This is a genomic window from Pseudomonas sp. Marseille-Q7302 (genome assembly GCF_965111925.1).
In genome coordinates this window covers 3,660,932-3,686,432 of sequence record NZ_CBCOPK010000001.1, presented here as the reverse complement: position 1 = coordinate 3,686,432, position 25,501 = coordinate 3,660,932, and the positions used below count along the sequence as shown (strand labels likewise).

Sequence of the window (25,501 nt, the reverse complement as noted above, 5' to 3'; positions counted from 1 at the left end):
GCGGCCTGTTGGTCAGCTGGCGGCCGGCGTCAGGCGATCGAAGAGCGCTTCGAGCACGTTGAAGCGTTCTTCGGCGCGTTCCATCGGTACCTGGAACTTGAACAGGGTCGCGCCCTCCAGCCGGTACTTCTTCGGCTGCGCCTGGATCATCTTCACCAGCACCAGCGGATCCACCTGGGTGTCGGCGGCAAATTCCAGTCGCCCACCCTGGGGCCCCGCATCCACCTTGACGATGCCCAGGCCTTCCGCACGTAGCTTGAGCAGCGTCAGGCGCACCAGGTTCTTGGTCGGTTCCGGCAGGAGCCCGAAGCGGTCGATCATCTCCACCTGCAATTCCTTGAGGGCGTCTTCGTCCGGCGCCGAGGCGATGCGCTTGTAGAGGATCAGCCGCGCATGGACGTCAGGCAGGTAGTCCTCCGGGATCAGGGCGGGGACGCGCATATTGATGTCCGGACCGCCCCCCAGGGGCTTCTCGAGATTGGGTTGCTCGCCCTTGCGAATGGCCTTGACCGCACGCTCCAGCATTTCCATGTAGAGGGTGAAACCCACTGCCTGGATCTGGCCGCTCTGGCCTTCGCCGAGCAGTTCGCCGGCGCCGCGGATCTCCAGGTCGTGGGTCGCCAGGATGAAGCCGGCCCCCAGGTCCTGGGCGCCAGCGATGGCCTCCAGGCGCTTCTCGGCGTCCGGGGTCATGCCCTTGCGTGGCGGCGTGAGCAGGTAGGCGTAGGCCTGGTGGTGGCTGCGGCCGACCCGGCCACGCAACTGGTGCAGCTGGGCCAGGCCGAACTTATCGGCGCGTTCGATGATGATGGTGTTGGCGTTGGGCACGTCGATGCCGGTCTCGATGATGGTCGAGGCCACCAGCACGTTGAATCTCTTGTGGTAGAAGTCGCTCATCACCTGTTCGAGATCGCGTTCGCGCATCTGCCCGTGGCCGATGCCCACGCGGGCCTCGGGCACCAGTTCGGCCAGTTCGCGGGCGCGCTTCTCGATGGTCTTGACCTCGTTGTGCAGGAAGTACACCTGACCGCCACGCAGGAGTTCGCGCAGCAGGGCTTCCTTGATCACCGCGTTCTGCTCCTCCATGACGAAGGTGCGCACCGAGAGGCGCCGCGCGGGCGGGGTGGCGATGATGGACAGATCGCGCATGCCCGCCACGGCCATGTTCAGGGTGCGCGGAATGGGCGTGGCGGTGAGGGTGAGGATGTCCACTTCGCTGCGTAGCGACTTGAGCTGCTCCTTCTGTCGCACTCCGAAGCGGTGTTCTTCGTCGATGATGGCCAGGCCCAGGTCCTTGAACTTCACATCGCCCTGCAGGAGCTTGTGGGTACCGATGATGATGTCGATCTTGCCGTCGGCCAGCTCGCGCGCGGCGGCGGCGACCTCCTGGGTCGACTTGAAGCGGCTCATCACCTCGACCCGCACCGGCCAGTCGGCGAAGCGGTCGCGGAAGCTGTTGTAGTGCTGCTGGGCGAGCAAGGTGGTGGGGACCAGCACCGCCACCTGGCGCCCGCCATGCACGGCGATGAAGGCCGCCCGCATGGCCACCTCGGTCTTGCCGAAGCCCACGTCGCCGCAGACCAGGCGATCCATGGGCGTTCCCGCCAGCATGTCCTTGTGCACCGCCTCGATGGCGGCCTGCTGGTCCGGGGTCTCCTCGAAGGGGAAGCCGGCGGAGAAGGTGGCGTAGTCGGCTGCCGGGTCCTTGAAGGCATAGCCCTTGCGCGCGGCGCGGCGGGCATAGATGTCGAGCAACTCGGCGGCCACGTCCCGTACCTGTTCGGCGGCCTTGCGCTTGGCCTTCTGCCAGGTTTCGGAGCCCAGCTTGTGCAAGGGCGCCAGGGCGTCGTCGGTGCCCGAGTAGCGGGCGATCAGGTGCAGGTTGGCCACCGGCACGTACAGCTTGGCGTCGTCGGCATATTCGAGCAGCAGGAATTCCTGGGGCTGATCGTCCAGTTCCAGGGTGATCAAACCCATGTAGCGGCCCACGCCGTGGTCGATATGCACCACCGGCGCGCCTTCGCGCAGCTCGGTGAGGTTCTTGATGACGTTCTCGCCGGCGTCACGACCCTTCTCGCGGCGGCGGCGCTGCATGATGCGCTGGCCGAACAGCGGGTTTTCCGGGATCAGGGCGACGCCGGCCTCATCCAGTACCAGGCCTTCGTCCAGCGGTGCCAGGGCGATGGCGATACGTTCGGCGCTGGCCTGAAAGGCTGCCCAGCCTTCGACCTGACCGGGGCGCAGGTTCAGCCGGGCCAGGAGATCCAGCAACACCTCGCGGCGGCCGGCGCTTTCCGCGGTGAACAGCACGCGACCGGGGAAGTCGGTGATGAAGTGCTCCAGCGCCGCCAGGGGCTGGCTGGCCTTGGCATCGATGGCCAGATCCGGCAGCGCCCGCGCCGTGAAGCGCTCGCGGCCCACGCCGGACTCCAGATCATCTGCGCCTATGACCACCCGCGGCCAGTTCTTCAGACGGGCGAAGCAGTCTTCCACCGGCAGGAAGACATCGGCCGGCGGCAGCAACGGTCGCTCCGGATCGACTCGGCGGTCCTCGTAGCGGGTACGGACATCGGTCCAGAACTGTTCGGCGGCCTGCTCGATGCCCGGCAGGGAAAACACCTGGGTGTTGGCCGGCAGATAGTCGAAGAGGGTGGAAGTCTCGTCGAAGAACAGCGGCAGGTAGTACTCGATACCCGCCGGAGTGATGCCGCTGGCCAGATCCTGATAGATGGGGCAGCGGCGATAGTCGACGTCGAAGCGCTCGCGGAAGCGCGCGCGAAAGCCGGTCACGGCTTCCTTGTGCAGCGGGAACTCTCGTGCCGGCAGGAGGCGGATGCTGTCGACCTTGTCGATGGACCGCTGCGTCTCCGGATCGAAGGTGCGCAGCGTCTCGATCTCGTCGTCGAACAGGTCGATCCGGTAGGGCAGCCTGCTGCCCATGGGAAAGAGATCGATCAGGGCGCCGCGCACGGCGAACTCGCCGTGCTCGTACACCGTATCCACATATCTATAGCCGGCTGCTTCCAGGCGCGCACGGGTGACTTCCACGTCCAGCCGCTGGCCGACGTCGAGCACCAGGCTGCTGCCGAGCAGGAACCGCGTGGGTGCCAGGCGGTGTAGGGCAGTCGCCAGAGGGACTACCAAAATACCGTGGGAGAGCTCCGGCAGCTGATAAAGGGTAGCGACGCGCTGAGAGATGATGTCCTGGTGCGGCGAGAAGACATCGTAGGGCAGCGTCTCCCAATCGGGGAAATTCAGCACCGGCAATTCGGGGGCGAAGAAGCGCAGTTCCTGCTCCAGGCGATCAGCGGTCTGGCTGTCCTGGGTGATCAGCAGGGTGAAGCGGCGTGTCGCAGCCTTGGCGGCTTCAGCGATGGCGAGGGCTAGCGCGGCGCCGGGCAGGTTGCCCCACTGCTGGCGACCGGCGGTTTCAGGAATTGACGGGGTACGCAAAACTGACACGCGGGCGGAACTCCGGTGGATTTTGGGAGGGTTGGGATTGTAACGACCGGCCTTTCGCGCTGTCAGTGCAGCGACGCGCGTCGATTGCCTGGGACAGGCAGCGCGGTCATAATGTAGTTCCTTTTTTCAGCTCCTACATAGGGAAGGATTTGTCGTGAGTCAGAAGCCTGAGCAGTGCCTTGAAGAATGGATCGATCGCGAAGCGCTCGCCGAGGCCATGATTCCCCTGATTGGTCAGCTGTACCGTAATAACAATGTTGTGACCTCCATTTACGGTCGCGGTTTGGTCAACCGTTCGGTGATCTCCATTCTCAAGGCCCATCGTTTCGCCCGCCAGATCGACAATGTCGAGCTGTCCGTGCAGGACACCTACCCGCTGGTAAAGGCCCTGAGCGAGCTGGAACTGGGCGCCGCGTCCATCGACCTGGCCCGCCTGAGCCTCAAGTTCAAGGCCGAAGGCGCTGGCCGCGACCTCAAGGACTTCCTGCGCAGCGAACTGTCCGCCGTGGTCGGCAAGCAGGGCGTCGAGCAGCGTAAAGGCAAGGACGTGGTGCTCTACGGCTTCGGTCGTATCGGCCGCCTGCTGGCCCGCATCCTCATCGAGCACCAGGGTAGCGGCGACGGCCTGCGTCTGCGCGCCATCGTCGTGCGCAAGGGCGCCGACAACGACCTGGTCAAGCGCGCCAGCCTGCTGCGTCGCGATTCCGTGCACGGTTCCTTCGACGGCACCATCACCGTCGACGAGGCCAACAGCACCCTGTGTGCCAACGGCACCCTGATTAAGGTGATCTACTCCAACGATCCCACCACCGTCGACTACACCGCGTACGGCATCCAGGATGCCATCGTGGTCGACAACACCGGCAGATGGCGCGATGCCGAAGGCCTGGGCCAGCACCTCAAGTGCAAGGGCGTCTCCCGCGTGGTGCTGACCGCACCGGGCAAGGGCAGCCTGAAGAACATCGTGCATGGCATCAACCATGACACCATCACCGCCGAAGACACCATCGTCACCGCGGCATCCTGCACTACCAACGCCATCGTGCCGATCCTGAAGGCGGTCAACGACAAGTACGGCATCGTCAACGGTCACGTCGAGACCGTGCACTCGTACACCAACGACCAGAACCTGATCGACAACTTCCACAAGGGCGATCGCCGTGGCCGCAGCGCTGCGCTGAACATGGTGATCACCGAGACCGGCGCCGCCAAGGCCGTGGCCAAGGCACTGCCGGAACTGGCTGGCAAGCTGACTGGCAACGCCATCCGCGTGCCGACGCCCAACGTCTCCATGGCGATCCTCAACCTGAACCTGGAGAACGGCACCAGCAAGGACGAGATCAACGAGTACCTGCGTGAAATGGCGCTGCACTCGCCGCTGCACAAGCAGATCGACTTCGTGAACTCGCCGGAAGTGGTATCCAGCGACTTCGTTGGCTCCCGCCATGCGGGCGTGGTCGATGCCGGTGCCACCATCGTCAGCGACAACCGCGTCGTGCTCTATGTCTGGTACGACAACGAGTTCGGCTACAGCTGCCAGGTCGTGCGGGTGCTGGAAGAGATGGCGGGCGTCAATCCGCCGGCCTTCCCGGCCTGAGTCTTGCGTTCTAGGCAAGGCTGACTTGCAAGAAAAAACGGGAGCCCAGATGGCTCCCGTTTTCGTTTTGGTCGGGTTTTGCGCCACAATAGCGGCCCGTGACAAGAGGTCGCAGCCCCCTGGGGCGATCTCACGCCGGACGCGACCTCTCACGAGGCGGTCCGGCTCCAGCCGTCGCCTGCGGACGGCTAACCTTCTGAGGAGAAAGCATGGCGGTCTATAGCTACGACGTGGTGGTACTGGGTTCGGGACCGGCAGGCGAGGGCGCGGCGATGAACGCCGCCAAGAACGGCCGCCGCGTGGCGGTGGTGGACAATCGCCAGGTGGTCGGCGGCAACTGCACCCACCTGGGCACCATTCCCTCCAAGGCGCTGCGCCATTCGGTCAAGCAGATCATCCAGTTCAACACCAACGAGATGTTCCGCTCCATCGGCGAGCCGCGCTGGTTCTCCTTTCCCGATGTCCTGCGCAGTGCCGAGCGGGTGATTGCCCGCCAGGTGTCCTCCCGTACCGGCTACTACGCACGCAACCGGGTCGACCTGTTCTTCGGGACCGCCAGCTTCGCCGACGAGAACACCATCGAGATCGTCAACCAGCGCGGCGACCTCGAGCGCCTGGTGGCCAAGCAGGTCGTCATCGCCACCGGTTCGCGTCCCTACCGTCCGGTGGATGTCGACTTCAGCCATCCGCGCATCTACGACAGCGACACCATCCTGTCGCTGACCCACACCCCGCGCCGGCTGATCATCTACGGAGCTGGTGTCATCGGCAGCGAATACGCCTCCATCTTCAGCGGCCTCGGCGTGCTGGTGGACCTGATCGACAACCGTGATCAGTTGCTCAGCTTCCTCGATGACGAGATCTCCGACGCCCTGAGTTACCACCTGCAGAACAACAATGTGCTCATCCGTCACAACGAGGAATACGAGCGCATCGAGGGCCAGGAGAACGGCGTCATCCTGCACCTGAAGTCTGGCAAGAAGCTGCGCGCCGATGCCTTGCTGTGGTGCAATGGCCGGACCGGCAACACCGACCAGCTCGGGCTGCAGAACGTCGGCATCTCGGTGAACAGCCGTGGCCAGGTCACCGTGGACGAAAACTACCGGACCTCGGTCGCCAACATCTATGCCGCAGGCGATGTCATCGGCTGGCCGAGCCTGGCCAGTGCCGCTTACGACCAGGGCCGCTCGGCGTCGGACAACATCCTGCACGACAACAACGGGCGGGTGGTCAACGACATCCCCACCGGCATCTACACCATTCCCGAGATCAGCTCACTAGGTAAGACCGAGCGCGAACTGACCCAGGAAAAGGTGCCCTACGAGGTCGGCAAGGCCTTCTTCAAGAGCATGGCGCGGGCGCAGATCTCCGGCGAACCCGTGGGCATGCTGAAGATTCTCTTCCACCGCGAGACCCTGCAGGTGCTGGGTGTGCACTGCTTCGGCGACCAGGCGTCGGAGATCCTGCACATCGGCCAGGCGATCATGAACCAGGAAGGCGAGGCGAACAGCATCCGCTACTTCGTCAACACCACCTTCAACTACCCGACCATGGCCGAGGCCTACCGGGTGGCGGCGTTCGATGGCTTGAATCGGCTCTTCTGAGCGGGCCGGTTCTCTTCGCGATAACCCGTAGGTTGGGTTGAGCGTAGCGAAGCCCAGCAATGCCTAGGCTCAACTTGGGCTGTTGGGCTTCGACGATAGAGCTGTCTCAACCCAACCTACTACGCCAAGCAGCACCCGTAGGTTGGGCTAAGCGCAGCGAAGCCCAACAATGCTTAGGTTCAACCTGGGCTGTTGGGCTTCGACGATGAAGCTGTCTCAGCCCAACCTACGACGCTGAATCGGTTCGCATCGCGGCCATGGTGGTCCGCCGATGCGGCCGCTCCTACGGTGACACCCGTGCCTGTAGGAGCGGCCCATGGCCGCGATGTCTTTTGGAGGACGGGCCTACTACCCCAAGGTGCGCCGCGCCAGGCTCGGGAAGTCGGTGATGACGCTGTCCGCGCCGAAATCGGCCAGGCGACGCATCAGGCTGGCATCGTTCACCGTCCAGACCGAGACGTGCAGACCCTGGCGTTGGGCCTTGAGCAGCCGTTCCGGCGTACACAGCGTCCAGTTCAGCGCCAGCAGATGGCAGTCGTAGTGGGCCGCCACCTTCAGCGGATCCAGCCAGGCATATTCAGCGACCAGTCCGCGCGCCAGGTGGGGCGTGTCGCGTTGCAGGGCGCGCAGGACCTCCCGCGAGGCACTGGTGACGGTGATCCTGTCCTGCAGGCCGAATTCCTCGACCAGTTGGGCGATGGCTTTGACGGTCTGCGCCGCCCGCACCCGCGAAGCGCTCTTCACTTCCAGTTGCCAGTGCTCGAAGCGGCACTTCTCGAACAGCTGGCGCAGGGTCGGGATGGGGCAGGGGCGTGGCCAGGCCGGTCCACCCTGGCGGGCATCCAGGGCAAGCAGATCGGCGACGGCCTTTTCGCTGACCTTGCCGCCGCGCCCGGTGGTGCGCTTCAGGGTCGGGTCGTGGATCACCACCAGCTCGCCATCACGGGAGAGGTGCAGGTCCAGCTCGCAGCGCTGGACGCCCAGCTCCAGGCACAGCTCGAAACCGGCCAGGGTGTTTTCCGGGGCTTCGCCGCGGGCGCCGCGGTGTCCGTAAATAAGAGTCATGAGGGCTCCTTGGCGCTAGGGTGAGGGAGTCGGGCGGCGCGGTTCGCGGACCGCATCCAGGACCCGATCGTTTTCAAAATAGACGCTGAAATCCCGATAGTCCCACCGGCGGATGGCTGGGCGGCCGACAGGGGGATGCTCCTGATCGGGCAGGCCGAAGTGCTCCAGTACCTGGGTACGGCTGTCGCCCCGCTGGGGCAGCGGCGTGCTGGCATCGCCTTGCCTACCCAGCGGGATCTGCAAGGTATCGGCCCAGCCGGGCAGGGCGATGCCGAGCAGCAGGACGGCCAGCCAGGGGCGTTTCACGCCTCGTCTCCGCGATCAGCGCGGCGCACCCGGGCCTGCTGGCGCAGCACATGACGGGCCAGCAGCTGGCGCTGGGCATCTTCCAGGTCGATGAAGCTGGTGCCGATCTCGTGACCGCCGACCACTGCCTGGCAACTGGTCACCTCGGCCAGCACCTGCAGGCCCAGGCCCTGGGGTGGCAGCGCCATGCGCAGGTCGAGTCGCGTGCCCAGGGCATAGGGCTCGGCGTCGACGAAGGCCAGGCCACCTTCGGAGAGCACCACGTCACGGGTGGCGCCGCTGTCGTGCAGCAGATTCCAGGTGAAGGCCTGGCCGAGCAGGTCGAGGCGCTTGTTCACTAGGCGCAGGCAGGCGGTGACGGCGCGGTCGCGTTCGTCCAGATTGCGCAGCAGGTGACGGGATTCGAATTCCAGCTGATGCAGTTCGCTCAGGAGTGCGAACAGCGGCGCGGTCTCGCCTGGGGCCCCGTCTGCAGGGCTGATTTGCAGTGCGATACGGTCGGTGATTCTGTAGAACTCTCGTCTGTCCAAAGGCTACCCACCAGGAATACAGCAACATCAAGGGTTAGCGGGGTGCCAGAGGTTCCCCGTAGGCGCTAAACTGGTACACCTGGAAGACACACGATGACTCAGATGGCCTCTCCATATCGGCATCCTACTACAGGCGTTTACTACATACGGAGGAAGGTCCCGAAGGATCTCCGCGAGGTCCTCCCTGAGATCTATAAGCGGACCCTCAAGACCAAAGATCTCTCTCAGGCAAAGGTCCGCTTTGCTCAAGCTTGGATCGATTCCGAGAAGCACTTTGAGGAAGCTCGCGAGAGGCTCCGATTGACTGAAGCGCCGCCAGAGGTACCAGAGCGGGACATCCAGCAGATGGCAGCTAGGTGGTTTCGGAAGACTCTTGATGAGATGGAGCGGACGGGAGATTTCACTCCGTTGCTCGTACCAGCAGGAACAGCCGAAGAAACACCTGAGACCTTGAGGAGCCACCTGAGGGGGAATGAAGTACCTGAGGGTTGGCTGGAGAGTGTCATCGTCGAAGAGACGGAGAAGGTTGGCTTGCCGGAGCTCGACCCTATGGCGCCTCTCTATAGGCGTCTCTACCGGGCATTCTCTGAGCATCTGCTCCGCCTTTCAGAGCTAGCCCAAAAGCGTCATGAGGGGGACTGGGTCACCGAAGCCCCACTCCTGAAGGACTCCCCGCTGAGCTTCGAGAAAGAGCTGAAGGGGAAAACCCTGATGACGGTGTTCGAGCTCTACCTAGCAGATCGGAAGAGAGGCGAGGGAGACACGCGAAGTTATCAGCGGTCCGCCAGTACCTACCGCTCCAACCTGGAGGGCTTCGTGGAGCTCTACGGTGATCTCCCTGTTTCCGCCATTGATCGTCAGAAGGTCCAAGAGTACCGGCAGGACCTCCTTCAGCTTCCCAACAAAGCCCCAGGCCTGCGGGGACTGAATATCAGAGAGCGGATAGCCTTGGCCGCCTCTGAGGATCTTCCCTTGCTGGCAATGAAGACCGTCAAGGTGAAGCTGATGATGCTATCGGCTGTGCTTGGCTATGCTGTTGAGATGGGTCTCCTCCAGGAGAACCCCGTGACTGCCTCTGGAGCGTCTAAACGTCTCGACAAGGCCGCTACGAAGAGAGCGAAGGTGGCTCCCAAGGATTACTCCATGGAGGAGCTGGTGAAGATCTTCCAGGGCCCTGCGCACACTGAGGGCTGGAGGTCGCCCCGTGCTGATCTGGGTGAGGCGCTCTATTGGGTGCCGCTGCTCGCGGCCTACACGGGAGCCCGAAGGGAGGAGCTCTGTCAGCTCTACGTGTCTGACGTGAAGACCCATAAGGAGGGCATTCACTACCTGAGTATCCTTGAGGCGGACGACGATAAAGGGCGCACTGTGAAGACCCAGGGGAGCCGCCGACTCGTACCCCTGCACCCGGACCTCATTGAGCTAGGGTTCCTAAGATACTTGGAGGGGCTCCCGAAGGGCGGTCAGTTGTTCCCAGGTCTTCCCGCTGATTCGGGCGGCTGGTACGGGATCAAGTTCGGTCTCCACTGGGAGCGGTACCTAAGAGACAAGGTTGCCCTCAAAAGCTCGGCTAAACCGGCACACGGGTTCCGACATGCGTTCAAGACCCTCAGTCGATCCGTGGGGATTCCTGAGGACGTCCATGATGCCCTCACGGGGCACTCTGATGGTTCGGTAAGCCGGGGCTATGGGCAGATGCCCTTGAGTCGCCTTGCCGAGGAGCTGAAGAAATTCCCGAGCATTGCCAGGGAAGCGGGGCTCCTTTGAGCGAATCGCGCTGTGCAATGTGTTCGAGTCGCCAGTTCCGAGGCGAAGCCGGGAAAGGGATCGAACGGAGCGTTATGAGGAAGCTCATAGGGCGTGATGTCATGGCGGCATCATCCCTGCTCCCATGGTGAAGTCTGGTCCCCTTTACCGGTTAACAGTCCGAGCTGTGGGACAGGGAGCATCGCCATCGAGGTCGTCCCGTCAGTGTTGCCTATGGCAGGGCCAAACAGTCTGCGGAAGGCTTAGGAAGTCGCTAGGGCATCCACAAGGGCGCCAAGCGCTTGAGCGAGCTCAGGAGAAAGGTGATAGCCAGCAGCAGCCGAAACAGCGGCCAGAAAAGCCCAGGTACGTTTGTCTTTAGCCAGTGCGCCCAAGACGACGAGGGTCTTAGCAGCCTTCGAAGCTGCCAGGGTTTGCGGTGATACATCGGTCATAGTGTCTCCTTATCAGGGGTTGCTGCCTTTTAGATACTCTCTATCTGGCTTAGGTGAGGAGAAACCTCCGCCTTATAGGTGAGGAGAAACTACATCGTTATAGGATTCCCTTCCGAGGACTGTCTGGCCCCGCTATAGGCAACACCAACGGGACCGCTTCAGGCGCCTCCAGAAACCCTATGGATATCCCTGATAGTCCGCCCTTCTGATCCCTGCTGGGCCAGCCACACAGCACGTTCGAAAGCTGGGCATGAGGAGCGTCCACGGAGGTGCTCGAACGAGACTTCGTGGTGCTGGAGGTGTTCGTCCAATGCTTGCCATAGATCGATATTCGCCACGGCCTTCCCATTGCCTTTCTTCCAGCCGTTCGCCTTCCAATCGGATAGCCGTGTGGTGGCGCTGGTAACGGTCAGCTCATTATTGGAGTAGATGGTAATAACAGACCGTGGCTTGCCCTTGCGGACCTCCATGGCGGCAACCATGGCGTGCAGAACTGCGCGGTTGTTCGTGGGCGTCTCCAGACCTTTCTCATTGATCTGCAGTGCGATCTCCATGGCGTCCCCTTGGGGATTGATGAGAACAGTGCCCAGGCCAGCATAGGCGAGCAGGGCATTGTGGTTGTGGCGACAGGCGCCAGCGACATGAATCCGGTACATGATGAACTCTTCGATGGTCGGGCCTGTGGGTGGCCCAGGAATGAAAAGACGTTTGAGACCACTACCTGTTAGGGCACTGCCTGGTGATGTAGGCGATGGTTCTTCAGGAATGCTCAGATGTCCGAGTGTCCTCGGCGGCCTGAGGGATACCCGAAGGGTCTCCATAGAGGCAGGGACAGGGGATGATGATATTTGGTCTCCTTCCCCTTGGTCTTGAATCTGGGGGGCTTTTGGGTGAGACCAGGTGAGTGCTCATCTGTAGGCCAAGAACCTTCTTATATAACTATGCAGGTTCAGTGGGCCCAAGCAGTGCGGGGCTTGCAGGGCTTTTGATAGTCCATCTTTGGCCGGTCAGGAATAGCACGGCTGCTTGATCCAATTTCCGAGGTAATGTTCCTGTAGCTGGCGGTCTCCCCGGAAGCCATACCATGGATGCACAAGAACCCGAGTGGGGTGCCCCCGGCCCTGCTTTTCAACCTTGATAATACGAGCCGCTACGAGCTCAGCAACGGCGCGACGGCTAGTGCGCTCAGGGACTCCCATATCCACAGCAATATCATTGAGGTAGCCGAACCATATATTCCGGCCTTCTAGGCCTTCGCAGATTCGGCGGAGCAGTCGAACGGAATCGCAAGAGAAACCATGGTCAAGCAACGCGAGAACGCGATCTGGGAAATACGTTAGGTGGTCGCTCCACTGATCGTGGACACACGCCGCTCTTATTAGTGCGGTAGGAGTTCGGGCTTCTGATGGAAACACTGTGTCGACACCCTGGTCCAGCACTACTATATGCGAGCGGGCAGGACTAGGGCCGTAAGTGGGAAGTTCTCCGGTTTGTTCATCTAACGGAACGAAGTGCCCGCCAATTTCAATGCATACGCTAGCCATCGATACGAAGGCATTCATACTGCTAATCCTTTATTGAACGACGCTGTAGTTATCTAACAGGGCTTTTTTCCTCTATTAGAGTGAAATGGCCGTCCTTGGCCCACATCCGTTACTGCTCGTAGACCCCGTGTTCCATGAGCCACCCCAAGGCACCCTGAGTCGCAGGATCGTTCGGCATGACGCCCTTGAGGTTCCTCAGCAGAGCCGCCTTCTGGCGCTCCACCTGGTCCTCATCAAGATCACTCCGAAGGAGGTTCGCCAGGTTGGTTGCCGCCCCATAGGTCTGGGTTGCGTACTTGATAGCGGGGAAGTTCGCCACGGTGTTGCCGGGGTCAATGCCACGCCAAGCCTTAGGCGTCTCCTCGGCGTCTAGCTCGACGTCGCGGGTAGTCCGCCCCATGCCAGCATGAGGAAGGCCCAGGGGGGTGCCCACGGTGTCATACGCTAGGCTAGGGCCAGCCATATAGCTCGAACGCTTAAGGGCGCCGATAGCCAGAGTGCCTAGGTCCCACTCTCCCGAATCGGAGTCGTAACCCATGGCGTTCTTATAGAACTGACTGCGCTTCTCTTCATCGCGAATGGTCTGCCCTCGGATGGCCGCAAAGGCAGCGACACCCAGGCCCGAGAGACCCACCGAGAGGGCTGCCTGGAGCGCCTCATCCATGTCCCCGTTCTTGATCCGATTGGCCCCCCTCATGAACTTCTTTTCGAGGGATCGCATGGAGAACGTCTGGAACTGAGTGAGAAAAGCGATGAGCGATGCCTTACCCGAGTCCGCCCAAATGAAGGTGTCCCCCAGTGACGGCCGCTGGATCACGTCAGTAGCCGCGATGTCACCCATCCGGCGAATCTCCGAGACCACCTGAGGGCTCCCCTGGAGGAACCTCCCGGCGTCGAAGCTCAGGCGTCCCTGCTTGTCCAGCTTAGAGCTCGCCTTAACGTGGCTGAGCACCTCCTTGAACTGCTTGGGATCTACTGCCATGTGCTTCAGCTTGAGGTCCGCGAAGACCTTGGAGGGTTTCCCGTGGGCGTGCCGAACGAGCTCCGCGAGGAACTCTTCCTGGGCTGCCTTGACGATCCGGTTGGTGGTGGCTCCGAGGAGCTTCGCTGAGGGGGCTATCTGGGCCAGCCGCTGAGTGCCAGCTTTGAAGGCAGCGATGGGAGCAATCGAGGTCTCTTTAGCAACGGCGTAGGTTGTGTGGAGATGAGAGGGATAAACCACATCGTGGATTTCTTCACCCCAGAGGCGGTTCTGGAGCATCCGCAGGTCATCTGCCGTTGCCTTCCCACGGGCTACCCGCTGGAACATCTCACCGACACCGGGGAGGGCCTTCACGAAGAAACCCAAACCGTAGTTGGTCAGGCCTGCGGCAATCTCGGTGTAATTCATGGGGCCCATATAGGCCGACTTCGCCACGAAGGATAGGTTAGTGAGGCCCTGTGCCAGGTGGTCGAACCACGTCCCATCATCTGGTCTCAGGCTCATTCCATACATCTTCTTGGCAGCGATCTTCAGGGCGCTCAGGTCCCCCTTCAGAGATCTCTCTAGCTCTGGATTCGTCTGCTTGGCTCGTGCGATTTGCTCCTCAATCCGCGAGAGTCGTTCGAGGTAACCCGGCAAGCCACGGTCACCGAGACCCACGGACATCGCGAGATCCCCTGCGGTCCTCTTGTGGTAGCTGTGCAGGATGGAGCGCACGTCACCGCTTCGGAGGTCCTTGTTGATGGAGAACGTCGAGCCATCGGCAAGGGTAATCTCCCGGTCCACCGAGAAGATCCCACGGGCCTTCATGAAGTCAGGCGCTTCCTGTGCGTCTGCTGACCGATATAGGTGGGCCTTGATACGACTCATGTTCTGATCGATGTAGCCGAATGCCTGCTTCTTGGCCTCCCCTAGGGCCCACCTGCGGAAGTCGGGGGTGAGCTTGCCAGCCTCGTCAGTGGCCTTCAGGAGTCCATCGGGAGCCTGCTTCTCATACGCCTGGACAGCCTTCTCGCGAACCTTGGGGTCACCGAGGGAGGCATAGAGGGCCCTGCCGGTGATCTCCTGGAGACGCTCGTTACCGCCCACCTTTGCCGATGCTCGCGCTATCTTGGCGGTGTCCATGACGAACGGGGAATAGCGCTGGACGCCCTTCCAGGTATCCGGGTTCTCGATGATGTCTGCCCCGTGACCGAACCGGCCTGCTGGGGTGAGGACGTCCCCAATGCGCTTGTCATAGAACTTGCCCATCAGGTCCGCAGCCTGGGTCACCGACTCGGGCATCCCATCGACCTTCCCGCTCTCCCGAGCGATGGTCACGAGGTAGCCGAACTCTTCCTCCAGCTCAGCCTTGGAGAGACCACTGGAGCGCTTACTCTTGATGTAGTCCTCGACGTGGCGGGAATAGGTGGAATCGACGTCGAACCACTCATTGTCCAGGTTCCGCTTGACCTCTTCGCCGGTCATCCGGTCGAGGCCTGAGGTGCCGTCCTTGTACTGCTTGTCATTGCGGAAGAGCCCCAGGGCAGCCCTGCGGATCTCCTCGTTCTGACTGGACCGCATTCGCTCCCCGATGGTGGAGAGCCGGGAGACAGGATTGTAGGTGTCCGCCATGTCGGTGAGCCCGTTGAGCTCATCGTATTCCTTGGCGAGCTGCTCCTTGGAGACCTTCGGGCCATCCTTGGGAATCGACGCCAGGCGCTTCTTGACGTACTCGCCTTTAGAGACCCGAGCCTCGGACCCTTCAGCGTAGAAGCCGAGATCCTGGGCCTTCTTGCGGAGGGCCTCCTGAGCAAGGATCTTCTCGGTCATCGGGCCGGGAGCGTAAGGCTGCTCAAGGATCACCCCGAGGTCTTCGAGGTGCTTGGAGGTCTCAGCGTCTTCGACGTACCGGAAGGAGTCCATGGGGTTATTCCGACCGAGAGCCATCTTGACTCCTACGGCGACCCCGTGGAGAGCTGCCCCACCTACTGCACCCGCGAGGATGGCAGAGCGGTAGTCAGCGTCTACGCCTGTGGAGGATTCCCTGAGGGACTCAGTTAGAGCCCCTGTGGCGGCACCTTCGGCACCAGCTCCCGCCGTACCTGCAAGGATGCGAGCCGTCCCAGGGTTGAACAGTCGGCCTGCCGCTGCACCGCCACCGGGGATCAAAAGGGTCCCATATGTCACGGGGTCGCCTAGCATTTCCCCCAGGCCCCCGGTGATGCTCGTGAGGATGCCCCCACGGGAGTCCGCTGCGGCACTGGCGCGGTTCTCCTTGGCTATCTCGATGAGGCCTTCTAGGTCGTCCGAAGAGTAGGCATGGCCGAAGACGAATTGAGCTCCTGCCTCGCCAATGCCTGCGTCCTTCACTAGCTGGAGATCCTGGGCACTTGGCGTCCAGTCGAGGTCCTTTTCGGTGACCGGGATGGTGACCCGCTGAGCACGGATGTCGGAGCCCATGGAAGAGCGCTGGAGACCCTGCATGAAGGTTTCCCAAGAGGATCGCTCAGCATCCGTCCCGAGCTCCTCAGGGGTTGCAGTGGCTACCCGGTCGATGGCGCTGTCTGGAGCGGGAGCAACCTGGCCGAAGTCGATACGGCTAGGCGGTCGTGTGCCGTCTTGGTTCCATCCGCCTTGCTGGCGTCCGAGGATCTTCGCGAGGTACCCACGGGTTTCCGAAGGGATCTCCGCGTTCTCGATGACTCCACCGGCCCGGTCGAGCTTCCGCTGGAGTGCCGTGGGGCCCATGTTGTAGGCAGCCAGGGCGAGCTCCTCGGAGCCCCCGAAGCGCTTCTTCAGGTCGGCCATGTAACGGGCTTGCGCTGGGATAGCCTTATCGGGGTTGTGGAAGTCCTCTTCGGTCTCCAGGCCATAGGCCTTGCCGGTACCGGGGATGAACTGGGCGAGGCCCCGAGCTTGACCGTACTTGGTCATAGGGCCTACCGCTTCAGGGTTCCAACTCGACTCAGCGAAGCCTTGTCTCTCCAGAAGGTCCGGGCTGACCCCATACTGTTCTCCAGCGGAGACGTAGAGAGCCCGATAAGGGGAGTCCTCGGAGGTGCGTGTGTTGATGGTCATGATGTGTGCGTGTTCCGTTTAGTGCTGCCGCCTGGTTTCCCCACGGCTGAGCCTCCAGCGCCCTACACACGGGGCAACTCAGACGAACTCAAGCAGCAGGACTAAAGGGGCTGGATAGGAGGGGAAGGGGTGAAACGCTGTAGGGGATACAGCAAGAGGGCCCGAGGGGGCGGGCCCATGCGCGGATTAAACTGCTTGTCCGCTTCGTGCTCGGGAAAGGGCTTCGAGCTGAGCCTGTCCTTGCTTGTAACGGGAGTAGGCTTCCATGCCCTGTCCGACGAGGCTGACCATCTGGGCCGTGGCCGAGGGCTGCGAGTTTTCGATCTGAGAGCGGAGGCCGTTTAGCGAGGACTGCGCATTCGTTCGGTTCACTTGCTTGGACAGTAGTGCCCCGGCGACGGACTTACCGAAGCCGTCCCTAATGCTGTCCTCAGCTCGAAGGTCTGACCCTTTAGCAATGCGCATGACTCGATCCATCGAGGAGCCTTCCATCCCTGATTCGTAAACCGAGGCGCGGATAGTCGCAAGGTTCTGGATTGAATTCGCCTGAGTCTGCGCGAGCTCTGCGGATGCCTGGTCACGGGCGTTCGCTAGGTCCAAATTCACCTGTTGATCGCCATAGTTGTAGTTCTGCACAGCGGCCTTCACTTGCTCCTTGTAGGCCTTCGCTTGGCGCTTCTCTTGGTCGCTCCCTTGGACGAGACCCATAACGGCACCTGCTACGGCACCAATTGCCATCCCCCATGGACCGAAAGCGGCCCCTGCGGATGCCCCAGCGATAGCACCACTACCGGCGCTAGATCCTGCTGACATGTCTTTTACCTGCTGAATTTAGAGCCCGCTGGAAGCGGCTTGGTTAAGGGCATCGACGGAATTCCGAGCGGATGCCTTCGAGTGAGCTGTGTCCTTGACTGCCTTCTCTGCGCCTTCGGCATTCTTCAGGATTGCCGCCTCACGGCGTTTATCCGAAAGGGCCTTCGCGCCTTGCTGAAGGTCGGTGGCCAGGATCGTCAGCGGGGTTTTCCCTGGAGCCCGGAGGAGTAGAGACCCGTTGCCGGGAACGTAGTCGGGCATGACCGTTTCCGGTTTGATCCCGTTGCGGATGGCATAGTCTGAGAGGCTCTCCGCGAGAACATCCATCCCGGCGTTTACTTGGTCTTCTGCCCGAAGATCCGAGAAGAAGGAGGTAGGGATGGGAAAGCCATTGAGGCCGACGTGGTACTGAGAGAAGGCCGCGTCAGCTTTCTTCAGTGCGTCCTCTTGAGGAATGCCCATGGTCATCAGCCCATTAACCATCGTGCGCATGTAGGTCTGGGCGTATTCACTTCCGCCAAGGTTCTTCAGGCTGTCGTTCTTCCCTATGTACTTGGGGCGGATGGCCTCATTCTTCAGAACCTTCTCAATTCCTCGCGTTTGGGTCTTTCGGTCCTTCTCCGGCAACTGCTTCCAGTGGACTTCGCCAAGGACCATATCCTTGTAGCTGAGGCCCATAGCGCCGAGACGCTCAATTGAGTCCAGCTTGGCGATGGCTTCAGTGTCCCCGCCGATCACCTTGCGGAAGGCCAGAGGGTCAGCCTTCTTGAGGGTGTTCATGGAGGCCAGTGCAGCAGGCTCCTTGATGTCCTCGGGACGCATCAGCCCCTTGGAGATCCTCGAAGCGTCCACGTCCATACTGGCTGTGGTGTCCTTCCAGTAGTCCTTGACGGTGTTCGCGATGTAGCCGTTGGGCATATACGCGGCCAGCTTCAGGAGCTTCTCGGGCTGAGCCTGGTAGCGCTCCAAGAGACCCCGCTCCATGAGGAGGGCATCTTCCTTGGTGTAGGCACCCAGCTCGGGGTCCTTCGGCATCACCTCATAGGACTGGGCATCGAGATTGCCTGCGAGGTACCGCCCGGCTTCCTGCGTCAGGACAGCCACACGGGCCCCCTGGAGCTGAGCCTTGGCGTTCTCCGTCTGGAGCTTCGCTGCCTGGACGGCCAGCGTGTGCTTCTTCTGGGAGATCTCCTGGGTGAGCTGCCGGGACCGAGCTGTCTCGCTGCCACCGGACCGCTGGACCTCCTCCTGGTGGAGCTGGAAGAGCCCCGTGAGACCGTTGGGGTCATCCTGGAGGTTCTGCACCTGGACGTTCCAGTTGAGGTTCGCTTCGGCGTCAGTCTTGATCTGGTGGTTGAGGGCCTTCTGCCGGAAGTTCTCCAGCTCGTCCCCATCGTAGAAGTCGCGGACTGTCTGGGAGGTCCCAGGGACTTTCGCGGTCAGGAGACGATCGATGGTCTGCAAGCCATTAGGCTTACCTGCCACTTGGTCGAGGGTCGAGCCCACGTCCCTCAGGAGATCCGGGAGGTCCTTGTAGACACCCGTCTCGTAACCCTGCTTCCAAGAGTCCTCAGCGACACCAGCGGCAAAGTCTGGGCTCTGGTTGACGGCCTGGGAGAGGAGGGCATTGCGCCCCGAGGAGTGGAGGATCTTGGCCTGGGCCCGGTTCCTGCGGTCAGTCTCCTGGGTCTGGAGGCCGGTGATCGTGGAGATCTGCCGCTCAGCATCCCGGAACATCCCGTTGGTAAGTGCGGTGTCATCCTCAGCAAACCCCACGGTCTTCGCGATGTCCGTCCTCATGGACTTCATCTGCGCGTAGTAGTCCTCAACGGCCTTGGAGGAAGCGCTGGTCAGGACGTTACCCTCAGCGTCCAGCTCGTCCTTGTAGTGGCCGCTCTGGATGTTCGAGGCGATCTGGGTCTGTACTGCTATGCCAGCGTTCGTACCGTGGAGGTACCTCAGGCGGGCCATGGCGATTGGATCGTCCTGGAACGGGAGGTTGCCCTCCTGAGCTGCCTTGCGGAACTCCTCAGGGGAAATCGACTTCATCCAGTTCTCGGCCTTCTGCTGAGACGTCTGGAGCTCAACGCCGTTAGCCCGAGCTTTAGCTTCTGCCGCGCGCGCGGCGGCCTGTCGGATGCCCGCGAAAGCGTCGGTGAGAGGTGAGCTAAGAGGAATGTCGGGAGCTGCGACCCGAAGTTGGGCTGAGGGCCGAACACTGCTGAACTTCTCGCCAGGGGCGAACTGACGCCACACCTGGTAGGCGGTATTGAGTTCGGTCATTGGGAGACCCCCGCAGGCATCGCAAGCTTACTGACGGCATTGGCGTACCAGTTTGCGAAGGACTGCCGGTCGGCACCCTCACTGGGCAGAAGGTAAGAGCCAATGTGGTCGAACTTCATCAAGGGTATCCAGGCGAAGCTCTCGGACGGGAGAGGAGCTGTCAGACCCTTCGCTATCCGATCACGCCAGGTGGTATCCCCAAGGGCCATACGGTTGAAGGCAAGCAGGGCCTCCACGAGTTTCTCCTTGGGAATCCCTAGGGCAGCCGTGACGCTTTTGAGGTCGATGTAACCGAACGGGTGGAAGTGGACCGGGTGTCCATTGTAGTCGAAGCGAAGGGAATGCTCGGGGCCGGAGCCTGGAGCGGATCTGTAGTAATTCATGGTGTGTGGTTCCGTTTAGTGCTGCCGCCTGGGTCCCTTCCGCACAGAGCTCCAGCGCCCCACACACGGGGCACTCTGGCGGTCTCAAGCGGCAGGACTAAGCGAGCTGGAAGGAAATAGCGGGGAGGTGGCTGTAGGGGCAGCCGGTGGAGCGGGGGATTGAGCGGACGAGGGGGAAGCCGAGGGCGGGTGTGGTTCTCCTTATGAATACTCTGTTAGTTCTAAGGTGAGGAGAAACCACCCGCTTACGAGACCTTACGGCAAGCCTTGCGGCAAACGCTCTCAAGCGCCTCAAGCTTCCAGGGCTTTGGTAACAGCGTCGTTTGATCGAGCTTGGAGGTCATCGGTTCGTAATACCCAGAGGAGACCACCACAGGCAGGCCAGGTTGAAGCGCCTGCGCAACTGCTGCTAGGTCAAGCCCGCTCAAAGCGCCAGGCATCCTCACATCCGTGAAGAGTAGATCCAAATGGGTTCGCGTTAACTTGAGGAAACTCACCGCTTCGTCCGCAGTTCCGAACGTAACGGTTTCGAAGCCTTGCTCTTCGAATACGGTACAGAGCATGTCCGTGAGTAACGGCTCATCCTCGGCAATAAGTACCTTTGGCTTGTTCACGGGACGGCCTTCAACTGGATGGGACTATTTCTGAAGCTACTACAGCCGACTTCCGGAGGTGTCTAACGTGCTACTTGTAGCGACAGGGGGTGAGGTTTGTACAAGAAATAATGCAGAGGGTGCCGCTTCGTATAACGTTGAGACCCCAGGGAAATCCCCAGGGCCTCCAGCAGATCTCACGCGAAAGCGTACTTCGAGGATTCCACCAGACCCACGCCGAGGGAGCCCTGGAGGGGCGGCGCGGGGAGACGCTTCAGATTTGCGTCGCTGAGCTGGGCGCCAACCTGAGAAGCGAACGCCGCTAAGACATCCTGCTCCACATAGGTCCGAGCAAACTGCTCGCGGATGACCCGGAAGAGGGTCGCAGCCTTGCCGGCATGGGTCCCAAAGGAATCGTGGATCATTGCGAAAGAAGTGATGCCTTCCATGTGAGCAGCGGTCACGGTTTGCATCATGTGACTCGCGTCCATCGAGTGGACGAAGTTGGGGCTAATGCCGTTCTTCTGGGCAATCTTGTCGATCTCTGGAGATTCCTTGCGAATGCTCACCTGAACTCGAACCTGCCCGTCTGCCGCCCCCTTGTTGGCTGCGCTCTCGGAGGTCTCCTTATTCTCGGTCTCGCCATCGAAGCCCCGAATGAGGGACGCGCCAAATACGGTGTCTACACGCTGGCTAGTCCTCTTCCTGTACTCCTGCCAAACCGTAAAGCCTGCGGGAGTGGTCCAGCGTACCGGGAGACCCTGAGACCCGAGGAGAGCCGCTGCGTGTTGAAGCCAGTTCATTGCCTCCACCGCCTTGACAACGGTTGCTCCCACGGCGTCCCAAATGTGCTTCGCAAGGTATCGGGCCATTTGAGAGCGCTCACCTGGAGTTGGCCAGAAGTGGCCTTTGCCCGCCTCAGTAGCGGGGCGGATCACGTCCGACATAATCTGCTCGCTGAAGCCGTACTCGCGGGAGCCATAGGCAAGAGTCATGACAGGGCGTTTGGTTACGCTGCGAGTTACGCCGAATGCTAGCCACCGTTCGGCCATGGTCTTCGCTCCGAGCTGGAGCACCGTTCTGGTATCCTCCCGGTCGGTCCCTTCGTCATAGACCTTATCCACGAATTCATCGGAGCCCCCATGAGCAACGTCAGCCTCAAGCTGATTAATCACCTTCTCCGCGACCATGCGATAGATGTCAGCGGGTCGCTCGGCAGGGATGAGGTTGACGGCGCCACCTCCGATCTCGTCCTTAAGCATTGCGCTGAAGTGCTGGAGGCCCGAGCACGAGCCGTCGAAGGCGACTGGGATATGGCTGATGAACTCCGCGCCGTCTCTGAGGAATCCTTCGTATTCGAAGCAGAACGCCAGGAACCCAAACGGGCACTCCACGGTAGTCCAGAAGAGTTGATCCAGCGGATTGCGGGCACAGTCGATAATGATGTCCCGATGTTCTTCGACCCAGGCCAAGCGCTCATCGAAGCTGACCTTATCGACACCAGCGCAGTTGGCACCGTGAATTGCCAGCCATTTTCCTCCTTCAAGGCCAAGCGGGACGCCTGAGGAGAACTGGAGAATTCCCTTCATCAGGTCATCGCCTTGGGGATTCAGTAGGGTGGTCGCGTAGATGCGGCCCCTGAAGTCCACGTTGTGCGGGAAGTAGATCGCCTGATCGTCCCGGAACTTCTGACCCTGCGACAGGATGGAGTCCACACGGCGCCTCCTGGAACCCAGCGAGTCCATCTTCTGATAATGCTCGAACGCTGCCTTCCTGTACTTCAGGCGGGCGTCTTCGTTTGTGTCGATGTCATGGGGCTTCTCAGGCGGATCTTCCCCGAGGATGCACGGGAAGTCCTTGATGATCGTCCGCTTCCACGAGAGGACCTCTTGGGCCGCATCGAGAACCCTGGCGTTGATCGCCCAGGCGGTGTTCTGGATGTGGTTCACGGCTTCATAGACCGAGGTCAGGTCGAGCTCGTTATAGACGCTCTTCACGACAGCCAGCGGGGCCCTGACAAAGAGGATCGGGCGGGTATGCTCGGTGTAGTAGCCGCCGCCCATCCAGTGGGTCCAGGGGTTCGGCGGGACCACCGTGGGCAGGTGGACCGTAGCGATCTCGGCTAGCTTCAGGTTGATGGAGTCTGCCTTGGCGGCGAACTCGGGGGACATGGTGAGGACCATGTGGGTGTCCTTCACGTTGCCGCTACCAGACGCCACCCGTTGCAGGTGACCGAGACCCGTGGCCTGGAGAGTGATGGACAGCAGGTGCATCCCTACCTTAATCATCTCGGCTTCAATGCGACCGTCTTCCTCTACCTCAAGCCTCCTTTCCCAGGCCATCAAGTAGGCGCGCTTAACGTGGTCCCCATGGCGCTGCTTGAGACCATCGCGGATGGCACCTTCATAGACCCTGCCGTACTCGGATTCAAGGCGGTCAGACCTCATCTGAGTGTCCAGGTCCACACCGATCTTCCGGGCCACTGCGGTGTTCGTCAGGGGCTTCCCAAGGAAGGCAGTCAGGGCAGCCCGAAGGGCGATATAGGCCACGACCTTAGACTCCATGTTCTCGATGAACTTGAGCAGGGTAGCCTTGCGGCCTCCCTTGGGAGAGGAGGCTTCCGCCTTCCAATCGTTAATGGCCTTGGCAACCAAAGGGACTCCTTCGCGGAAGATCCACGAGTAAGCCTGAACACCATTCACGTCCCCTTCCTCCATGGCTCTCTCAAGCTCTTTGAGGAAGTTCGCGGAGCCCAGGGTAGACCCCTCGCGCTCCAACTCGATTTGTCTTGCGGCTAGCTCCGGTCCGAACTGCTGAATCAGGACTTCGCTGGTGTTCATGATTGCTCCGTTTGAGGATCGTAGGGCAAAGGCTCCCCTTACCCGTGGAAGGCTCCAAAGGAGCTCCCGCAGGGGAGGGAGGTGGTGAGTGCTAAGGTGGGGGGATTCGGCTAGCTACCTGGCGGGCCGTTAAGAGCGGGTTGACTCTGCCAGGAGCGGAAGGACTCTCTGAAGGCCCCCGCCTGGGTTCTCAGGTGGAAGCTCAGAAGCTCCTTCGCGACATCCAGCCAGACAGACCCGCTAGGCGTCTCGCGAGTGACCCCGAAGGATTCCATCAGAGCTTTCAGCTTGCCCCGGCTTGGGAGCTCTTGCAGGAGAGGCTGCCCAGACCTGAAGTCAGACAGGCACAAACGCTCGCCAAAGGGCTCCCAATGGAGAACGCCTTTGTGGGTCTCACCTGGTTCGATGTCGAAAAGGATCACGGCCAGAGGTCTAACAGAGACCTCCGCACCGGTAGTGGATGCAATGACTTTGACGCTGCGATGAGTGGAACGCCTGGGGCTCACGGCTGGACCCTCCTAGAGGGATTCCAGCGGACCCAGAGAGATCCTTTGGAGGTGTCGCGGGAGACCTCGATCTCTACTAGGGGATGCGCCTTCAGGTGGTCCCGAAGGGGCTCGGCCTGGCATCCATAGCGAAGATCAAGGTGATTCAGAAGGGCACGTTCGGTGATGCCTTGGGTGGCCCTAGAGGAGACCACGGGGCTCACGCTTGCGGAGATGAGTTCGAAGGCTCCCGCGTTAGGGCTTGCCTCCTGTGCTGCTGTCATGGGGTGAATCGTCATCGCCCAGTGCCTTCTTCAATATCCCTGCGATCTTCGCTAGGTCTTCCGGTTTGGCTGGATCAAGGCCTAGGCCCTGGATCAGGCTCACTACATCAGTGGAACTGCCAGAGGCGACCTTCCGCAGGCGCAAGGCGCCCTCCTGGATGTCTCCCTGTAGGGTGTCGCCAATGCTCGCTTGTAGTCCGCCAAGGACTTTAGAGGGCAGGCGGATAGCCGCGCCGTGTCCCCATTTCACGATCTTGAATTCCACAGTGGGCCTCGCTTGAGCGGTGATAACTAGCGGGCGCATTGTGGAGCCTTGCTCCGAGACTTGTCATTGAAATTGCGATTTTGATGCCGATTTTTGGAATCACTTGCGGTCGTTCTGAGGACCTCCCGAAGGGCCCTTAAAGGAGGCCCTTGAGGTGATGCTCAGTGCTGCGTTTGCTTGGAGACCCTAACTCTCCAGGCTCCGGCCTCTCGATCCAGCCGGACTCTCTTTCCTTCCTTCGCCATGAACCAGGCCATTGCCCACGCCTGGGCTCTTGTGGGGACCTTGGGAGTCAGGTGGGTCATCGGGAGGCCTCGCCCACGGTGAAGCCTTCTAGCCAGCCATCGTTCCACTGTTTGTAGAGGTCAGTGCCAAAGCGATGAGGGTTGCTGTCTTCACGGCGGCCAGCCCTGCCAGCCCTGTAGCCCGCCTTTGTTGGGTTGTGGGCCTTTACTGGCTGCCCAACTGCCTCTCTCAGTGCTTGCTTGTTCATGCTGCTTCCCCCTTAAGAACCACCTTGAGAACCTCGCCATGAGGAATCCCCATGAACTCCATCCAGTCGATGGCCTTGTCTTGTGCGTCATCCCGGTTGGTTGCCAGCACGGGGATCTGGAGGGAGCCTTGAGGGGCCTTGGTGGTCGCTACGGTGACCACGAACTCTTGCTGCATGACCTCGGAGGGGGTCACGGACGGCTCACCCTGGAGTTCGCCTGTGAGAGCACCCTGGGCGCGAAGCTCTTCTGCTACTTCAGATGCGGTAGCACCATCGGAGTACAGGTGGAACGCTTCGCTCTCCTCCTGACTTCCAAGGCTGATGTGACGGCCCAACAGGGCACCCAGGTCGGCAAGGAACTTGAAGTAAGTGCGCTCATTGACGCTAACGTGGCCTTCGTCTTGAGCCATTACTGTCATGCTGAACATTTGCTAACTCCTTCTTTCAGTTGATGGGCGCTTGTGCGGTGATCGTGTTGGCCCTCCTGAAGGGCCTCCCTAGGCTTTCCTGCCGCATGGTCCTAAAGGTTCCTGTGTCTCTGTCGCTAAGGTCAGTGCCTTGCGGAGATCCAAATGTAGATTCAAATGAATATCCATGACAAGCGGTGATGAAGCTTCGAATGAATATCCATGACGGGCGGTAGCGCCTTGAGGTGTGAGCGGTCAATCAGTGCAGGAGGCAACTGCTAGGCTCTGGGTGCGCTGCCATGTG

Annotated in this window: 18 protein-coding genes; 3 read left to right on the top strand and 15 right to left on the bottom strand. The window is 61.1% G+C overall.

The window, feature by feature from the left end; genetic code table 11:
* Positions 1–12 precede the first annotated feature (12 nt).
* Positions 13–3,462 carry a transcription-repair coupling factor gene (gene mfd, locus ACWPW1_RS17200; protein WP_454253523.1) on the bottom strand — a complete coding sequence of 1,150 codons (3,450 nt, stop codon included), beginning with the start codon at positions 3,460–3,462 and terminating at the stop codon, positions 13–15.
* Positions 3,463–3,616: 154 nt separating this feature from the next.
* Here mfd and ACWPW1_RS17195 point away from each other — a divergent pair, with 154 nt between their 5' ends.
* Both ACWPW1_RS17195 and sthA read left to right on the top strand, forming a co-directional pair.
* Entirely contained in the window at positions 3,617–5,059 is a 1,443-nt protein-coding gene (locus ACWPW1_RS17195) for a glyceraldehyde-3-phosphate dehydrogenase (protein WP_017639775.1), read from the top strand.
* Between the two features lie 209 nt (positions 5,060–5,268).
* Positions 5,269–6,663: a Si-specific NAD(P)(+) transhydrogenase gene (gene sthA, locus ACWPW1_RS17190; protein WP_059315854.1), complete on the top strand. Its 1,395-nt coding sequence runs from the start codon at positions 5,269–5,271 to the stop codon at positions 6,661–6,663.
* Between the two features lie 348 nt (positions 6,664–7,011).
* Here sthA and ACWPW1_RS17185 read toward each other — a convergent pair whose 3' ends face one another.
* The 3 genes from ACWPW1_RS17185 to ACWPW1_RS17175 are packed head-to-tail and all read right to left on the bottom strand — an operon-like array spanning position 7,012 to position 8,564.
* Positions 7,012–7,728: a glycerophosphodiester phosphodiesterase gene (locus ACWPW1_RS17185; RefSeq protein WP_454253522.1), complete on the bottom strand. Its 717-nt coding sequence runs from the start codon at positions 7,726–7,728 to the stop codon at positions 7,012–7,014.
* 15 nt (positions 7,729–7,743) lie between these two features.
* Positions 7,744–8,034: a phosphodiesterase gene (locus tag ACWPW1_RS17180; RefSeq protein WP_454253521.1), complete on the bottom strand. Its 291-nt coding sequence runs from the start codon at positions 8,032–8,034 to the stop codon at positions 7,744–7,746.
* Positions 8,031–8,564: a PilZ domain-containing protein gene (locus tag ACWPW1_RS17175; RefSeq protein ID WP_454253520.1), complete on the bottom strand. Its 534-nt coding sequence runs from the start codon at positions 8,562–8,564 to the stop codon at positions 8,031–8,033. Before ACWPW1_RS17175 ends, ACWPW1_RS17180 begins: the two co-directional genes overlap by 4 nt.
* A gap of 93 nt (positions 8,565–8,657) precedes the next feature.
* Here ACWPW1_RS17175 and ACWPW1_RS17170 point away from each other — a divergent pair, with 93 nt between their 5' ends.
* Positions 8,658–10,331 carry a DUF6538 domain-containing protein gene (locus ACWPW1_RS17170; protein ID WP_454253519.1) on the top strand — a complete coding sequence of 558 codons (1,674 nt, stop codon included), beginning with the start codon at positions 8,658–8,660 and terminating at the stop codon, positions 10,329–10,331.
* Positions 10,332–10,573: 242 nt separating this feature from the next.
* Here the strand turns inward: ACWPW1_RS17170 and ACWPW1_RS17165 are convergent, their stop codons facing one another.
* From ACWPW1_RS17165 to ACWPW1_RS17115, 11 genes are all read right to left on the bottom strand, one after another.
* Complete coding sequence (locus tag ACWPW1_RS17165) at positions 10,574–10,765, bottom strand: hypothetical protein (protein WP_454253518.1); 192 nt, start codon at positions 10,763–10,765, stop codon at positions 10,574–10,576.
* 158 nt (positions 10,766–10,923) lie between these two features.
* Positions 10,924–11,421, bottom strand: coding sequence for an RNase H family protein (locus ACWPW1_RS17160; protein ID WP_454253517.1), 498 nt, complete (start codon positions 11,419–11,421; stop codon positions 10,924–10,926).
* Positions 11,422–12,418: 997 nt separating this feature from the next.
* A complete protein-coding gene (locus ACWPW1_RS17155) occupies positions 12,419–16,351 on the bottom strand; it encodes a transglycosylase SLT domain-containing protein (RefSeq protein ID WP_454253516.1) in 3,933 nt (1,310 codons plus the stop codon).
* 186 nt (positions 16,352–16,537) lie between these two features.
* Positions 16,538–17,089 (bottom strand): virion core protein, T7 gp14 family, encoded by a 552-nt coding sequence (locus ACWPW1_RS17150; RefSeq protein ID WP_454253515.1) that lies wholly within the window; start codon positions 17,087–17,089, stop codon positions 16,538–16,540.
* A 93-nt stretch (positions 17,090–17,182) separates the two neighbouring features.
* The gene (locus tag ACWPW1_RS17145; protein WP_454253514.1) at positions 17,183–19,213 is read right to left on the bottom strand and encodes a hypothetical protein; all 2,031 of its coding nucleotides are present in this window, start codon (positions 19,211–19,213) and stop codon (positions 17,183–17,185) included.
* A 230-nt stretch (positions 19,214–19,443) separates the two neighbouring features.
* Positions 19,444–19,830, bottom strand: coding sequence for a hypothetical protein (locus ACWPW1_RS17140; protein ID WP_454253513.1), 387 nt, complete (start codon positions 19,828–19,830; stop codon positions 19,444–19,446).
* Positions 19,831–20,075: 245 nt separating this feature from the next.
* On the bottom strand, positions 20,076–20,444 hold the full coding sequence (locus tag ACWPW1_RS17135; RefSeq protein ID WP_454253512.1) for a response regulator: 369 nt from the start codon (positions 20,442–20,444) through the stop codon (positions 20,076–20,078).
* 176 nt (positions 20,445–20,620) lie between these two features.
* Positions 20,621–23,263, bottom strand: coding sequence for a DNA-directed RNA polymerase (locus ACWPW1_RS17130; protein WP_454253511.1), 2,643 nt, complete (start codon positions 23,261–23,263; stop codon positions 20,621–20,623).
* Between the two features lie 740 nt (positions 23,264–24,003).
* Positions 24,004–24,297, bottom strand: a complete 294-nt coding sequence (locus ACWPW1_RS17125) for an AbrB/MazE/SpoVT family DNA-binding domain-containing protein (protein ID WP_454253510.1) — start codon at positions 24,295–24,297, stop codon at positions 24,004–24,006.
* 301 nt (positions 24,298–24,598) lie between these two features.
* Positions 24,599–24,790 (bottom strand): ribosome modulation factor, encoded by a 192-nt coding sequence (locus ACWPW1_RS17120; RefSeq protein WP_454253509.1) that lies wholly within the window; start codon positions 24,788–24,790, stop codon positions 24,599–24,601.
* Positions 24,787–25,218, bottom strand: a complete 432-nt coding sequence (locus ACWPW1_RS17115) for a hypothetical protein (RefSeq protein ID WP_454253508.1) — start codon at positions 25,216–25,218, stop codon at positions 24,787–24,789. Before ACWPW1_RS17115 ends, ACWPW1_RS17120 begins: the two co-directional genes overlap by 4 nt.
* Between the last annotated feature and the right edge of the window lie 283 nt (positions 25,219–25,501).

Coding starts and splice junctions, on each gene's coding strand:
- ACWPW1_RS17150 (WP_454253515.1), bottom strand. CDS start 17,089: ATGGCAATTGGTGCCGTAGCAGGTGCCGTTATGGGTCTCGTCCAAGGG.
- ACWPW1_RS17155 (WP_454253516.1), bottom strand. CDS start 16,351: ATGACCATCAACACACGCACCTCCGAGGACTCCCCTTATCGGGCTCTC.
- sthA (WP_059315854.1), top strand. CDS start 5,269: ATGGCGGTCTATAGCTACGACGTGGTGGTACTGGGTTCGGGACCGGCA.
- ACWPW1_RS17145 (WP_454253514.1), bottom strand. CDS start 19,213: ATGAAGTCGATTTCCCCTGAGGAGTTCCGCAAGGCAGCTCAGGAGGGC.
- ACWPW1_RS17165 (WP_454253518.1), bottom strand. CDS start 10,765: ATGACCGATGTATCACCGCAAACCCTGGCAGCTTCGAAGGCTGCTAAG.
- ACWPW1_RS17140 (WP_454253513.1), bottom strand. CDS start 19,830: ATGAATTACTACAGATCCGCTCCAGGCTCCGGCCCCGAGCATTCCCTT.
- ACWPW1_RS17115 (WP_454253508.1), bottom strand. CDS start 25,218: ATGTTCAGCATGACAGTAATGGCTCAAGACGAAGGCCACGTTAGCGTC.
- ACWPW1_RS17170 (WP_454253519.1), top strand. CDS start 8,658: ATGACTCAGATGGCCTCTCCATATCGGCATCCTACTACAGGCGTTTAC.
- ACWPW1_RS17185 (WP_454253522.1), bottom strand. CDS start 7,728: ATGACTCTTATTTACGGACACCGCGGCGCCCGCGGCGAAGCCCCGGAA.
- ACWPW1_RS17120 (WP_454253509.1), bottom strand. CDS start 24,790: ATGAACAAGCAAGCACTGAGAGAGGCAGTTGGGCAGCCAGTAAAGGCC.
- ACWPW1_RS17130 (WP_454253511.1), bottom strand. CDS start 23,263: ATGAACACCAGCGAAGTCCTGATTCAGCAGTTCGGACCGGAGCTAGCC.
- ACWPW1_RS17160 (WP_454253517.1), bottom strand. CDS start 11,421: ATGTACCGGATTCATGTCGCTGGCGCCTGTCGCCACAACCACAATGCC.